Here is a 14,173-nt window from a genome sequence, read left to right as displayed (position 1 = left end):
CCCCGTGCCCGTTGTTCGACCCCCGCTCGACCGCCTCGGCGCCGACCCGGGCCGGCGCCGACTGCTCAGCGCGCTGCTCGGTGCACCTTTGCTCGCGTCCGGCGGGTTGGCGGGTTGCAGCGACGGAGCCGCCACCTCGACCCAGGACGGGCCCGTCGAGCTGTCGATCTTCTGGTGGGGTGACGCCAACCGGGCCGCGCTCACCGAGAAGGCGCTCCAGCTCTACTCGACCCGCAACCCCCGGGTCACCTTCCGGGTCACCTGGCAGGGCGCCGACGGCTACTACGACAGGTTGGCCACCCAGGCGGGCGGCGGGAACGTACCGGACCTGATCCAGATCGACGACGCCATGCTGACGGAGTACACCCGACGTCAGGTCATCCTCGACCTCACCGACCGGCACCTGGATCTTCGGGGCCTGCCGGAGGGCCTGATCCGCTACGGCACGGTGGAGGGGCGGACGATGGCGGTGGCCGCCGGGCAGACCCACGCCGTCGTGGTGTTCAACCGGGACCTGCTGCGGGAGCTGCAGGTGCCGGAGCCACGCGCCGGGATGTCCTGGGCCGACTACATCTCCTGGGCCACCGAGGTCACCGAGGTCAGCGACCGGCGGGTGGCCGGCACCATGGACGGGTCGGGCGACTACCGGGCGCTCTGGCTCTGGCTGCGGGCGCAGGGCGGCGAGTTCTACCGGGGCAACCAGCTCGGCTTCGGCGCGGACGAGCTGATCGCGTGGTTCGAGCTGTGGCAGCGGGCTCGCCGGGCACGGGCCACGCCGAGCGCGGCGCTGGTCGAGCAGGCCGACAGCGGCGAGCCGGCCCGACAGCTGGTGGTGAGCGGGGCGACCGCCGCGTCCTTCGCCTGGTCGCACCAGCTACCGGAGCTGCAACGACTCACCGAGGCCGAGTTGGGCATCGTCGGCTTCCCCGGCCCGCCGGGCGCCCAGTGGGCACGGGCGTCGATGTACTGGGCGGCGTTCCGGGGCACCCGCCACCCGGACACGGTCGCCGACGTGATCAACTTCTTGACCAACAACGGCGAGGTCGGTGCCGTCCTCGGTCACGAGCGTGGGCTCAACGCCAGTTCCGCGGTGCGCCGCTATGCCGAGGGCAGCATCACCGACGCGGCCCAGCGACGTGCCGCCGCGTTCGGCACCAGCATCGCCGACCTGCTCGGGCCGGCGCCGGCGCCGCCGCCGAAGGGGCACGCCAAGGTGCGCACCCTGCTGGTCACCGCCGCCGAGCGCATCCGGGTCAAGCGCGACGGCACCCGCGAGGCCACCGCCCGCTTCCTGTCCCAGGCCATCGCGGCCCTGGCCGTGTGAACACCGGCGGCCGGCCCGGGACCGGCCGCCGGTGACCGTCGGCGCCGCCGACCCGGTCAGCGCGGCGGGCCACCCCGGCGGTTGCGCATCAGACGCAGCACCAGGAACACGACGATCGCGACCACCACCAGGCAGCAGAGCAGCGGCAGCACCCCGAACCCGCTGCGGCCACGCCGCCGGGCGGCCTCCACCACGAGTTCGCCGGTGCCCGTGGAGGCCCAGGCCGCCACGGGCACGAAGACCGCCAGTACGACCGCACCGAAGACCGCGCTCAGGCGGCCCCACCACTTACCGAATGAAGACATGTGCCCATCCTCGCCGAAGGGCGCAACCTCGGCACGTTGGTCCACACGGAATCCCCGGGAGCGGAATGTCCGGAACGCTCCGGCTGGCGCGCAACGCGTTCGCAACGCCCCGGCAAAGATGATGATCTTTACATGAATGTCTTGAGGTGATCGGATTCGCCTCATGGTCAACTCTGTAGACAGTGCGCGGATCTCTCGCACCCGAAGATCTGCGGCGGCAGCGGTCGGCGTCACCCTCGTCGCCGCTCTCCTCACCCCCACTGCGGCGCACGGCGCCCCGCCGCCCCCACCGTCACCGCCGACGAAACCCGCTCCGAGCGGTGCCGCGGACCGCACCCCCGTCACGGTCACGCTGATCACCGGCGACCGGGTGACGGTGACCCCGGGCCGACCCGGTGCGACCCCCTCGGTGGACGTCAAGCGCGCACCGGGCGCCACCGGCTCCGTACGCATCTCCACCGAGGGCCGGGACACCTACGTCTACCCGGACGAGGCGGTGCCCTACCTCGCCACCGGCCGGCTCGACAAGCAGCTGTTCGACGTCACCCAGCTCATCGCCCAGGGCTACGACGACGCGCGGAGCGCCGAACTCCCCCTGATCGTCACCCGTACGACAGGGTCGGCGAAGCTCAGGACCGCCACCACGCTGCCGGGCACGCAGACCACGCAACAGCTTCCCTCCGTGCGGGGTGAGGCGATCCGCACCCGCCGGTCACAGGCCGCGGACTTCTGGTCGGCCCTCACCGACGGGCAGTCACCGACCGCCCGCAGCGCTGCCACCCCGGCACCCTCCTTCACCGCCGGCATCGACAAGGTGTGGCTCGACGGCAAGGCGACGGCCAGCCTGGCCGACACCACCGCCCAGGTCGGCGCTCCGGCGGCGTGGGCCGCGGGTGGCACCGGCGACGGGGTCCGCGTCGCCGTCCTGGACAGCGGAGTGGACACCACCCACCCGGACCTGGCCGACCGGGTGGTGGCCTCCCGGAGCTTCATCCCCGGCCAGGACGTGATCGACCGGAACGGGCACGGCACCCACACCGCCTCCACAGTGGCCGGGACGGGCGCAGCCTCCGGCGGCCGGGAACGGGGGGTGGCCCCCGACGCCGACCTGGTGATCGGCAAGGTCCTCGACGAGTACGGCAGCGGATCCATCTCGGGGATCATCGCGGGCATGGAGTGGGCGGCGCGGGCCGAGCACGCCAAAGTGATCAACATGAGCCTCGGCGTGAGCGCGTGGCACACCCAGGACGACCCGCTGAGCCAGGCCGTCAACCAGCTGACCGCCGAGACGGGTGCGCTCTTCGTCGTGGCCGCCGGCAACAGCGGACCAGATCCGTACACCCTCGGTGCCCCAGGCACCGCGGACGCCGCGCTGACCATCGGCGCGGTGGACACCTCCGACCACCTGGCGGGCTTCTCCAGCGTCGGGCCCCGGATGAACGACGAGGCGCTCAAGCCCGACATGACCGCTCCCGGTGTCGACGTGCTGGCGGCCCGCTCGCAGCACATCTCCTGGGGTGAGGGCTACTACTACGTCGACAGCGGCACCTCGATGGCGGCGCCCCACGTCGCCGGGGCGGCCGCGCTGCTGGCCCAGAAGCACCCGACCTGGAGTGCGCGGCAGATCAAGGACGCGCTGATGAGCACCAGCGTCCGCACGCCCGACTACGACGCCTACCAGGCCGGCAGCGGTCGGTTGAACGTCGCCGCCGCCTACCACCAGGACCAGGTCATCGCGACCGGGTCGGTGGACGCCGGACTCGTCGGCTGGTCGCCGGGCAGCACCCCACAGCCGATCAGGCGGACCATCACCTACACCAACACCACGGACAGCCCCATCACTCTGGCGCTCTCCGTCGACCAGGGCGCCGCCCCCGCACGGACGTTCACGGCGACCGCCGAGGGCCTCACGGTGCCCGCCCGGGCGAGCGCGACCGCCGACGTCGTGGTGGCCCCGGCCGGCCTCCCCGCCGGCAGGTACTCTGCCCAGGTCACGGCCCGGTTCGCGACCGGCGAGGTGCACACTGCCGTCGGGCTCGCCGTGGAGTCCGAGAAGCACGACCTCACCATCCACCTGAAGGACCGCGCCGGGCGACCCATGAGCGGTGAGGTCGAGGTCGTCAACGCCGACACCGGTTCGGCCTTCATGTGGGTGCCGGACGGAAAGCTCACCGCCCGCCTCGCGCCCGGCTCGTACACCGTCGTCGCGGCGGCGGACGTGGAGGGTCTGCACGGGCCCCGCTCCCTCGGCCTCGCGATGCTGACCGCTCCCGAGGTCGACCTGAGCACCGATCGGGTGGTGGAACTCGACGCCGCGCGGGCCCGCCAGGTGAAGGTGGCGACACCCCAACCGACCGCCGTCGTCAACAACCGCATCGACGTCTACCGGTCCTTCACCGAGAGCGAGCCGACACCCACCGACTGGAACGCCCTGCGCGAGACGTTCTGGCCGGGCGCCGGCTACGACAGCCTGTGGGCCCTGCCGACCGGGAACAAGGTGCGAAAGGGCAGCTTCGTCTTCACCACCCGGATCCGCGCCGAGCAGACGCCGCTGGCCATCAGCTACCCCGGCCAGCAGCTCAACGACCCGCTCGCGCAGCCCGGTTCCCCGCCGCTGCCCGACGGCACCTCACGCCTGGACGCCGTCTTCGCGGGTGCCGGCGGCACCGCCGACTACGCCGGCCTCGCCGCCCGCGGCAAGGCCGTGGTCGTGCGCGGCAACGAATCGGTGACCCCCACGGATCAGGCGGCGGCCGCGCACACCGCCGGCGCGGCCATGCTCGTCGTGGTCAACGACCGCGCGGGCCGCAAGAGCGACTGGTACGGCAACCCCGACGCCGTGACGACCGGACCGATCCCGGTGGCCTCGGTGACCATGGACGAGGGCGAGGCGTTGATCCAGAAGATCGGCGCTGCCGGCCGCAAGCCGCTCCGGCTGGTCGTCGTCGCCCACCCCAGGGCGACCTACCTGTACGACCTGGTGGACTACCACCGTGGCGCGGTGCCGAAGGACCCGTCCGCCAAGACCGACCCGAGCAACCTCGCCCGGATCGATCTCACCTTCTCCCCGCCCCCGGGCAAGCAGTCCAGCGAGACGCGGGTGGACTTCCCACCGTACGAGTACGCCGCGGCACGCCCGTTCCCGTTCGAGCCGGTCGCGCCGGGGCCGCGTACCGACTGGGTCTCCGCGGGTGGCGGCGTCAGGTGGATGCAGTACGCCGACGTCGCCAACTGGGCGCGGTCCAACACGGAGGCCATCGCCTACCGGCCGGGCAGCGTGCAGAAGGACCGCTGGTTCGGGCCCATCACCCGGCCACGGCTGCTCAGCACCGAGATCCCGTTCCGGGGCGAGACCGCCATGAGCGCCTACATCCAGGGGTTCGGCGACGCGGGTGCCGCACACAGCGGCGGGGCCAGCATGTCGCAGATCGCCACGTTCTATCAGGGCGACAAACAGCTGACCCAGTTCAACGGCTGGCCGGAGGTCGGCGCGGGTGACCTGTCGCCGGAGAAGCTGCCGTACCGACTGGTCGTCGAGACCACGGGCAAGCCCGAGTTCAGCCCGTACTCGACCGCCACGCACACCGAGTGGAGCTTCGTCTCCGGCGGCAGCACGCAGGTGCAGGCCATCCCGCTGGTCCAACTGGACTACGGAACGGACGTGGACCTCGCGGGTCGGGCGAAGCGCCGAACGGACCTCACGGTCAGCCCCGTGGTGGTGGGCAGCACCGCGGCCCGGGACGCCGTGTCGTCGCTCCGACTGGAGATCTCGTACGACGACGGGGCGACCTGGCAGCGGCAGGACCTGCGGGAGAAGAAGGGCGCCTGGCAGGCATCCCTGAACGCGCCGCAGCGGGCCGACTTCGTGTCGATCCGGGTCACCGCCACGCAGCGCAACGGTGGCGGCGTCACCCAGACCGTCACCCGGGCCTTCGGCCTGCGGTAACACCCGCCGGGGGCCGGTGCCTGCACGGTGCCGGCCCCTCCCGGGAGCGCTCGGGTCGCAGCGGCACCACACAAGTCCGGCCCCCACACTGTGGGGGCCGGACTCATATCACTTTCAGTGGTAGCGGGGACAGGATTTGAACCTGCGACCTCTGGGTTATGAGCCCAGCGAGCTACCGAGCTGCTCCACCCCGCGTCGACTGGTTAAGACTATCCCATCCGTCCCAGTCATGATCAGTGGGGGTCACCAACCGCCGCGGCCCCGGCACCCCCGCAACGTCGAAGCCCGCCCCCGGTGACCCGGAGGCGGGCTTCGAACTGCTGTTTCTCTCGTAGCGGGGACAGGATTTGAACCTGCGACCTCTGGGTTATGAGCCCAGCGAGCTACCGAGCTGCTCCACCCCGCGTCGGCTCGATAACCGTAGCGCACCACCCCCGGGCCCCGCAAAACGACATCCGAATCCGCCGGCTGGCCGCCGGCCCACCCCGGTCAGCCGAGCCACCTCCGGATGGCGGTGACCGCGCGTCGACTGTCCGCGTCGACCTGCGCCCGCTGGCTGGAGGTGTTCTCCCAGCCCTGCTCCCAGAGGATGGTCACCACGTCGCCGACCCGGATCGCCCGGACCAACCGAACGTCCTGCACACCGGTCGGGTCGCCGTTGACGTCCTGACCCGCACTACGCATCTCGAACAGCACCGACTCGTCGCCGAAACCGCTGTCCGGGAGCAGTCGCTGCCGGCTCCGCACCGCCGTGTCGCCGCCCGGCAGCTTCTGCTCGGGGCAGTCCCGCACGGCCTGCCGCAACTCGTCCAGCACGTCGTCGGCGCGCCCGGCCCGGTAGATCGTGATCGAGTGCGTGTAGGTGCCGTCCGGGACGTACCCCTTGGGGGTCTGCGGCAGCTTGTAGATCAGCAGCCGGGTGCGGCGGTGTACGACCGCCTCGCTCCCGATGTCCGCGCCGCACAGGGCCGGCAGCACGGCCTCGTCGCGGAACTGCGGCGCGATGCCGGTCTGGTTGGCCGACGGGACCGCATAGAACGCCCGATCCGGGATGCTGGTCGGCGGCCTGGGCGGCTGCGTGCCGGTACCACCCGGAGCCGTCGACGTCGTGCCCGGGGAGCGGCCGGGGGTCGTCGGCGAGACGGGCGGCGATGACGGAGCGCCGGTCACGCTCGCAGACGGCGACGCCAACGGCGTCGGCGTGTCGGCCGGTACGGCTACTGACGTCGGCGGCCGGGTGACCACCTGGGCACCGATCACCGCGCCCACCACCATCAGCGCCACGGCCAGGGTTCCCCCGGCCGCACGGAACCGGGCCTGACGGTCCGCGTGGTGCCGCAGCACCTCGGGAACGCCCAGATCGGCAGCGTCAGCGTCGGCGGCGAGGGACCGGTACAGCTCGGACAGTTCACGCGACATCGGTGGCCTCCAGTTCCACGACAGCCAGATCGGGCAACAACGCGGCGAGTCGGGCCCGGCCGCGGGACAACCACGACTTCACAGTGCCGACGGGCACGTCGATCTCGTGGGCGATCTCCTCGACCGGCATGTCGAACAGGTAGTGCAGCGCCAACGCCCGCCGGTGGGTCGCCGGCACCTGACGCAGCGCCCGGACCAGCAGCACGCTGTCCTCGTTGGGCGGCGACACCGTCGGCGGTGGCCCGGCCAACCGCAACGCGCCGCGCAGACTCCGCAGCCGCCGCCAGCGATCAGTCGCCAGCCGGGACACCACCAGCCGCAGCCACGCCTCCGGCGCCGGATGCGACGACAGCCGCCCCCACTGCCGCCAGGCCCGGGCGTACGCCTCCTGCACCAGGTCCTGCGCCTCGGTGTGATCGCCGATCACCGCATAGCCGTACCGCATCATCCGCCGTGCGGTGCTGCGGTAGAAGTCATCGAAGCTCTGCGCATCTCTCACCACTGCTCCCCCTCATCCACCCCGTTGCAAATGAGGACGGCGGACCGGTGCCGCCGGTTGCGGCCCGTCCGCGCCTGTCAGCGAGGTGACAGCCGGGCACAGCTCCGGACGCGGCGGAGCCCCCGCCGTCCGGACCGGTGCGGTCCGACGACGAGGGCTCCGAGACGTACCTGCGGGCGTGCCGGGTCAGCCGCCGGCACTCGGGCTGGCACCAGACCCACCAGCTGCCTGCTGCGCCTGCTGGAACGCGGTGAGCGCCTCGTCGAGGGCCTTCAGCGCCCGCCCGTACCGCTCGAAGTCGCCCGACGCCTGCGCGGCCCGGACCTCGGTGATCGCGGTCTGCACCCGGTCCGCGGCGGCGGCCAGGTCACCGGCCGGCGGTGGGGTGCCGGCGCTCGGGGTCGGCGTCGGCGCCGCCGTCCCCGAAGGAGTCGGCGTCGGAGTCGGTGTCGTCGGGTTGCCCCCGGTCGTCGGCGGCGGCGACGTGCCCTGCCCGGCCTTCTTACCCTGCTCGACCAGCTGCTTGATGCCGTCGTTGATGTTGTCGGCGAGCGCCACGAACGAGCCACCGTCACCGTACGAGAGCAGCACCTTCTGCAACAGCGGGTACGCGTCCTGCTGGTTGCTCTTCACGTAGACCGGCTCGACGTAGAGCATCCCGTCGGCGAAGGGCAGCGAGAGCAGGTTGCCGTACTGCACCTGCGCCTGATTGCTGGAGAGCAGGTTCAGCTGCTGACGGATGTTCGCGTTGTTCGTCATCTGCTGGTGCACCTGCACCGGGCCGGAGATCCGGGTCTGATCCGGCAACTCCAGCACCTCCAGCCGGGGCTGCCCGTCGACGTACGACCCGGAGATCAGCGCGGCGAGGTTCTGCCGGCCGTTCGGGGTGACCGCCGAGGTGAGCTGGAACCGGGGGCTCTCCTGCCCCGGGAACTGGGTGAAGAGGTAGTACGGCGGCTGCTTCTGACCGCTGTCCGGGGCGTCCGGCACGTTGGGCACCTGCCAGAAGTCCTGCGCGGAGTAGAAGTCGCCCGGGTTGGTCACGTGGAACTTGGTGAGCAGGTTGCGCTGCACCTTGAACATGTCCGCCGGGTAGCGCAGGTGCTCACTCAGCTCGACCGGGATCTCCGCCTTCGGCAGCACCAGGTCACCGCCGAACGCCTTGTTCCACGCCTTCAGCACCGGGTCGGTGTCGTCGTACTCGTAGAGCTTCACCGTGCCGTCGTACGCGTCGACAGTGGCCTTCACCGAGTTACGCATGTAGTTGACGTCCTCCCGGGCCAGCTGGAAGGTGCCCCGGTTGGTCAACTCGTCGGTGGTCTCGGTCTGGAGGTTGACCCTCTCCGCGTACGGGTAGGAGGCCGCCGTGGTGTAACCGTCGACGATCCACTGCACCCGACCGTCGACCACCGCCGGGTACGGGTCGCCGTCCAGGGTGAGGAACGGCGCGACCTTCTCCACCCGGTCGCGCGGGTTACGCACGTACAGCAGCTTGGAGTCCTTGTTGACCGCCTCCGAGAGCAGGAAGTTCGACTCCTGCTCCTTGATGGCGTACAGCAGTCGCCGGGTGAAGGAACCGATCTTCACGCCGCCCTCGCCGGTGTAGGTGTAGGACTCGCCGCCGCCCTCACCGACCGGCCGGTCGAACTCGGCCTTCTTGTTCGGGTCGGACTGCCCGACGATGGCGTAGTCGTCCGCCTCCATCCGCTCGCCGTAGTAGATGCGCGGCTGCTTGGCCGGGATCTGCTCGGTCTGCGAGGAACACGCCTCCTGGGTCTTCTCGCCCAGGAAGCCGGAGACGAAGAACGGCTGCCCACCGCAGACCACCTGGTTGGCCGGTGCGGCCACCAGCCCGTACCCGTGGGTGTAGACGGTGTGCCGGTTGATCCAGGTGTTCTGCTGGTCGGTCAGCTCGCCGTAGTTGATCTCCCGGACGCCGACCACGTAATCGGAGACATTCCCGTTCACCCCGTACCGGTCGATGTCCAGCTTCGGACCGAAGTCGTAGAAGCCACGCACCTGCTGGAGCTGGGTGTACGTCTCGCTGACCAGCTGCGGGTCGAGCAGCCGCACGTTCGACACCACCGACGTGTCGGTGGCCAGGTTCCCCGGTGGGGTGAGGTTGTTCGCCGCGTACGGGGTCGTCTCGGTGGCCGCCAACCCGAACGCCGCCCGCGTCGCGTCGATGCTGCGCTGGATGTACGGCGCTTCCTTGTCCTTGGCGCTGGGCTTGACCTCGAACGTCTGCACCGCCCAGGGGTAGATGCCGCCGATGGCCACCGCGGACACGCCGAGCAGCGCCAGCGAGATGCCCGGCCAGACCAGGTTCCGCATCCAGGCGTTGGAGAACACGATGATCGCGATCGCCACCACGATCGAGATGTAGGCGAGGATCTCCTTCGCCGGCAGCAACGCGTTGACGTCGGCGTAGCCCGCGCCGTACAACTTGGCGCCCTCGTTGTACTCCAGCAGCATCGCCCGCCGGTCCAGCACGTACGCGACCGCCTTCAACAGCACGAAGACCGCGACCAGGGAACTCAGGTGGGCGCGGGCCGCGTTGCTCATCCGGTCGCCGACGCCCTGCAGGCGGACGCCGCCGAAGAGGTAGTGCACCGCCAGCGCGCCGATCACGGCCAGCACCACAGCGGTGAAGGCGACCCCGAGCAGGTACCGCCAGAACGGCAACTGGAACACGTAGAAGCCGATGTCGACCCCGAACTCCGGGTCCTTGATGCCGAAGTCACCGCCGTTGCGGAAGAGCAGCCACTGGTTCCACCGGTTCTGCGCCGAGAGGCCGGCGAAGAGCCCGACCACCGCGGCGGTCAGCGAGATCCAGGTGCCCAGCCGTGGGGTGAGCACCATCCGGTAGCGCTCCAGGGTCGCCTGCTCCACCGAGTGCGGACGCAGTCGCGGGCGCAGCCGGTAGGCCAGCCACAGGTTGCCGCCGACGATCACCGCCATGCCGAGGCCGATGGCGAGGAACAGCACCAGCCGGGTGAGCAGGACACCGGTGAAGACCTCGGTGTAGTTGACCTCGTCGAACCAGAGCCAGTCGGTCCACGCCTGCACACCCCAGCCGAGCAGGGTGAAGAGCACGAACACCCCGACCAGGACGGCGATCGTGACGCGCCCGCGCCGGCTCATCCTCGGAAGGGGGCTGCTGCTACGCATGACCACTGTTGGCTCCGCACGCTCGATATGATCGGCTCCGACCAGGCACCCAGAGTACGGGGTGTTCCTGAGCGTGTCGGGGCACGGTCACACCCGTCAGCAACGCGTCGGCTGGCCACCCGCTCGCAACGTCTCCAGAGCGGTCATCGCCTCGTCCAACGAGCCCACCCGCAACAGCGGCAGATCGGGCTGCGGATTGCGGACCGCCTCGGCACAGTTGTCCGCCGGTACCAGGAAGACCTTGGCCCCGGCACGCTTGGCGCCGACCAGCTTCTGGGCGATACCGCCGATCGGGCCGACGGCGCCCTCGTCGTCGATGGTGCCGGTGCCGGCGATGACCTGACCGCCGGTCAGGTCGGCCGGGGTCAGCTTGTCCACGATCCCCAGGGCGAACATCAGACCGGCGCTCGGCCCACCGATGTCGCCCAGGTCGATGCCGAGCGTGAACGGATGCGGCTGCTGCTGATCGATCTCGACACCGATCCGCGGTCGGCCGTCCTGCTCCTGACTGGTCACCGTCGCGGTGGCCGGCACCCCGTCACGGGTGTAGCCGATGGTCAACGCCGTGCCCGCCGGCTTCGCCCGGACCAGCTCGGTGACCTTCGCGGCCACCGGCACCGGCTGGCCGTCGACCGAGGTGATCAGGTCGCCCGCCTTCAACGCCCCGGCCGACGGGCCGTCCCCGGCCACCGTCTTGATCACCACCTGCACCGGGAAGCCCAACTTCCGCAGCGCGGCGGTCTCCGCGCTGGTCTGTGACGCCTTGAAGTCCTCGGCGTTGCGCTGCTCGACCTGCTCCGTCGACTCCCCCGGCGGGTAGACCAGCTCGCGCGGCACCACCGCCTCGTCATCGGAGAACCAGCCCGCGATCGCCCCACGCAACCGCACCGTGGGCTGCACCCCCACCGTGGTCAGCCGCAACTGGCCCGCCGAGGTCGAGGTCTCCCGACCGGAGACCTGGATGACCTCCTTACCGTCGGCCGTCCCGAGGGTGTTGACGGTCGGACCCGGGCCCAGCACCACGTACGGAATCGGCACCCGGAGCACCCCGATGCTCAACAGGGCGGTGAACAGGGCACCGAGCAGGACCGTCAGGCCACGACGTCTCATGCCGCAGAGCGTACCGACCGGGCCCGGGTCACCCGGCGGATGCGCCGCGCGACTTCGCCCTCAGCGCAACGCCAGCGGCGGCGACCTGGGGCGCGGTCCGCGTACCGTAGATGTCGTGCCTGATATTCCGTTCGGTTTCGCGCTCCCGGGTGGGCAGCCACCAGACCCCAACGATCCCGCGCAGATGCAGCAGTTCATGTCGCAGTTGCAGCACCTGCTCTCCGCGCCGGGCAGCGGGCCGGTCAACTGGGACCTGGCCCGGCAGGTTGCGGCCAGCCAGCTCGCGGCCGCCGGCGACCCGGCGGTGTCGATGTACGAACGCAACGCGGTCGAGGAGGCGCTGCGCCTGGCCGACCTGTGGTTGGAGCCCGCCTCGGCGTGGCCCTCCGGCATCCAGAACCCCGTTGCGTGGAACCGCAACGAGTGGATCTTCAAGACGCTGGACGTGTGGCGCAAGCTGTGCGACCCCGTCGCCAGCCGGATGGTCGGCGCGATGGGCGACCTGGTGCCACCGGAGGCGCGCGCCCAGCTCGGCCCGATGCAGTCGATGGTGGCCTCCCTCGGTGGCGCGCTCTTCGGCGGCCAGTTGGGCCAGGCCCTCGGTTCGCTCGCCGCGGAGGTGCTCTCCGCCGGCGACATCGGGCTGCCGCTCGGCCCGGCCGGCACGGCCGCGCTGATCCCGGCCAACATCCGGGCGTACGGCGAGGGCCTGGAGCTGCCCGAGGACGAGGTCCGCCTCTACGTGGCGCTGCGCGAGGCCGCCCACCAGCGGCTGTTCCAGCACGTCCCGTGGCTGCGTGGTCACGTGCTCAGCGCCGTCGAGATGTACGCCTCGGGCATCCGGGTCAACCGGGAGGCGATCGAGGAGGCGATGGGCCGGGTCGACCCGACCGACCCCGAGTCGATGCAGGCGATCGCCCTGGAGGGCATCTTCACCCCGGAGGACACCCCGGCGCAGAAGGCCTCACTGGCTCGCCTGGAAACCGCGCTCGCCCTGGTCGAGGGGTGGGTGTGCCACGTCGTCGACAGCGCCGCCAGCGACCGGCTGCCCAACGTCGTCCGGTTGGGCGAGGCGTTCCGCCGTCGCCGGGCCGCCGGCGGTCCCGCCGAGCAGACCTTCGCCGCGCTGGTCGGCCTGGAGCTGCGTCCCCGCCGGCTGCGCGAGGCCGCGGCGCTCTGGGCGGCGCTCACCCAGCACCGTGGCATCGAGGGCCGCGACGCGGTCTGGGGCCACCCGGACCTGCTCCCGTCGGACGACGACTTCGCCGACCCGGTCGCCTTCGCGATGAACGACATGGACCTCAGCGAGCTGGACAACTTCGACTTCACCGCCCCCGGCGGGGTTGAGGAGAAGGCCCCCGGTCAGCCGGGCCCCTCGGGCCAGTCAGGACCTTCGGATCAGTCCGGTCCGTCGGGGCAGTCCGGTCCGTCGGGGCAGTCCGGTCCGTCGGACGAGACCGACGGCGAGGGTGACGCCAAGTCCTGACGTCCGCGCGTCGACGGCCTGCGCCCCGGGGTTCCCGCATGATCGACAGCGGGGGCCCCGGGCGCGTGTTCAGCAGGTCAGCGGATCCGGCCGGACCGTGAGGGCCGACCGGACCGTGAGGGCCGACCGGACCGTGAGGGCCGACCGGACCGTGAGGGCCGACCGGACCGTGAGGGCCGACCGGACCGGGGGGCAGGCCGGACCGGGGGGCAGGCCGGATCGGGGGGCAGGCCAGGCTGACGGTTCAGGCGGGTCGGGTCGACCCGGAGAGCAGTGCGCGGGTCGCTTCCCAACCCTCGAAGGCCGGGTCCAGCGTGGCCAGGTCGGCCGGGCCCCGCAGTCGTCGCCACCCGGCGGTGACCGCCACGTCACCCGGGCGCGGAGCATTGGCGCGCGCCTCAGCCGGCGTCGCCGTGCCCAGCTCCAGCGTCGGCAGCCATTCCGGCGCCGGCAGTCGTACCGCGACCCCGAGCAGACCCGGGCCGCCTCCCTCGACCGGAGCCACCGCGACCGGTCGGGTGGTGAGTGGGCGCAGCAGCTTGCCGACGGTCAGGGCGGGCAGGTCAGGCACGTCGCTGACCAGCACCGCCGCCTGGTCGTAGCCCTCCAACGCGGCGAACACGGCGTTCGGCGTCGGCTCGGCAACCTCGTACACCGCAGTACCGGGCCACACCAGCGCGTCGGCCAGAGCCCGGTCGGACGGGGTCACCGCTACCGCGACCTCCACCTCGTTGAGCGTGGCCAGCAGGTCGATGACGTCCTCCGCGAGAGCCGCTCGCCATTCCGCCAGGTCAACGCCCGGCGGCGACCAGTGCACCGGCCCGAGTAACGCCACCACCACCCGTCGCGCCATCCCCCGACCCTAGCGCCCCACCCCGTACCCCCACCCCACCCGGCGCGGCGCGGCCCGGCG

8 protein-coding genes, 2 tRNA genes and 1 pseudogene are annotated in these 14,173 nt (G+C 71.5%); 3 read left to right on the top strand and 8 right to left on the bottom strand.

Annotated features, from left to right (window positions below):
• Nucleotides 1-4 precede the first annotated feature (4 nt).
• Complete coding sequence (locus QCZ28_RS26055) at nucleotides 5-1,324, top strand: extracellular solute-binding protein (protein WP_279519109.1); 1,320 nt, start codon at nucleotides 5-7, stop codon at nucleotides 1,322-1,324.
• A gap of 56 nt (nucleotides 1,325-1,380) precedes the next feature.
• Here QCZ28_RS26055 and QCZ28_RS26050 read toward each other — a convergent pair whose 3' ends face one another.
• Nucleotides 1,381-1,629 (bottom strand): hypothetical protein, encoded by a 249-nt coding sequence (locus tag QCZ28_RS26050; RefSeq protein ID WP_030336617.1) that lies wholly within the window; start codon nucleotides 1,627-1,629, stop codon nucleotides 1,381-1,383.
• A 163-nt stretch (nucleotides 1,630-1,792) separates the two neighbouring features.
• Between QCZ28_RS26050 and QCZ28_RS26045 the strand changes: the two genes are divergently transcribed.
• The gene (locus QCZ28_RS26045) at nucleotides 1,793-5,575 is read left to right on the top strand and encodes a S8 family serine peptidase (RefSeq protein ID WP_279519108.1); all 3,783 of its coding nucleotides are present in this window, start codon (nucleotides 1,793-1,795) and stop codon (nucleotides 5,573-5,575) included.
• 118 nt (nucleotides 5,576-5,693) lie between these two features.
• Here QCZ28_RS26045 and QCZ28_RS26040 read toward each other — a convergent pair.
• From QCZ28_RS26040 to QCZ28_RS26015, 6 genes are all read right to left on the bottom strand, one after another.
• Nucleotides 5,694-5,770, bottom strand: a tRNA-Met gene (locus QCZ28_RS26040).
• A 137-nt stretch (nucleotides 5,771-5,907) separates the two neighbouring features.
• Nucleotides 5,908-5,981: transfer RNA gene (locus tag QCZ28_RS26035), tRNA-Met, on the bottom strand.
• Nucleotides 5,982-6,064: 83 nt separating this feature from the next.
• The gene (locus tag QCZ28_RS26030) at nucleotides 6,065-6,994 is read right to left on the bottom strand and encodes a hypothetical protein (RefSeq protein ID WP_279519107.1); all 930 of its coding nucleotides are present in this window, start codon (nucleotides 6,992-6,994) and stop codon (nucleotides 6,065-6,067) included.
• The gene (locus tag QCZ28_RS26025; protein WP_279519106.1) at nucleotides 6,984-7,493 is read right to left on the bottom strand and encodes a SigE family RNA polymerase sigma factor; all 510 of its coding nucleotides are present in this window, start codon (nucleotides 7,491-7,493) and stop codon (nucleotides 6,984-6,986) included. The genes QCZ28_RS26030 and QCZ28_RS26025 overlap by 11 nt, the downstream gene beginning before the upstream one ends.
• A 186-nt stretch (nucleotides 7,494-7,679) precedes the next feature.
• Nucleotides 7,680-10,664, bottom strand: coding sequence for a UPF0182 family protein (locus tag QCZ28_RS26020; RefSeq protein ID WP_279519105.1), 2,985 nt, complete (start codon nucleotides 10,662-10,664; stop codon nucleotides 7,680-7,682).
• Between the two features lie 96 nt (nucleotides 10,665-10,760).
• Entirely contained in the window at nucleotides 10,761-11,774 is a 1,014-nt protein-coding gene (locus QCZ28_RS26015) for a PDZ domain-containing protein (protein ID WP_279519104.1), read from the bottom strand.
• A 184-nt stretch (nucleotides 11,775-11,958) separates the two neighbouring features.
• On the opposite strand from QCZ28_RS26015, the pseudogene QCZ28_RS26010 reads away from it, so the two are divergent.
• Nucleotides 11,959-13,140: pseudogene (locus QCZ28_RS26010) on the top strand (zinc-dependent metalloprotease); the annotation flags it as partial.
• Nucleotides 13,141-13,504: 364 nt separating this feature from the next.
• Here QCZ28_RS26010 and QCZ28_RS26005 read toward each other — a convergent pair.
• Entirely contained in the window at nucleotides 13,505-14,113 is a 609-nt protein-coding gene (locus QCZ28_RS26005) for a hypothetical protein (RefSeq protein ID WP_279519103.1), read from the bottom strand.
• Nucleotides 14,114-14,173 lie beyond the last annotated feature (60 nt).

The organism is Micromonospora sp. DH14 (assembly GCF_029809455.1).
GTDB classification, from domain to species: Bacteria; Actinomycetota; Actinomycetes; order Mycobacteriales; family Micromonosporaceae; genus Micromonospora; species Micromonospora parva.
This window is presented reverse-complemented; position numbering and strand designations above follow the sequence as displayed.

Bases quoted from the DNA above. Each gene is read 5' to 3' on its own strand.
- QCZ28_RS26050 (WP_030336617.1), bottom strand. From the start codon at position 1,629: ATGTCTTCATTCGGTAAGTGGTGGGGCCGCCTGAGCGCGGTCTTCGGT.
- QCZ28_RS26045 (WP_279519108.1), top strand. From the start codon at position 1,793: ATGGTCAACTCTGTAGACAGTGCGCGGATCTCTCGCACCCGAAGATCT.
- QCZ28_RS26030 (WP_279519107.1), bottom strand. From the start codon at position 6,994: ATGTCGCGTGAACTGTCCGAGCTGTACCGGTCCCTCGCCGCCGACGCT.
- QCZ28_RS26020 (WP_279519105.1), bottom strand. From the start codon at position 10,664: ATGCGTAGCAGCAGCCCCCTTCCGAGGATGAGCCGGCGCGGGCGCGTC.
- QCZ28_RS26015 (WP_279519104.1), bottom strand. From the start codon at position 11,774: ATGAGACGTCGTGGCCTGACGGTCCTGCTCGGTGCCCTGTTCACCGCC.
- QCZ28_RS26005 (WP_279519103.1), bottom strand. From the start codon at position 14,113: ATGGCGCGACGGGTGGTGGTGGCGTTACTCGGGCCGGTGCACTGGTCG.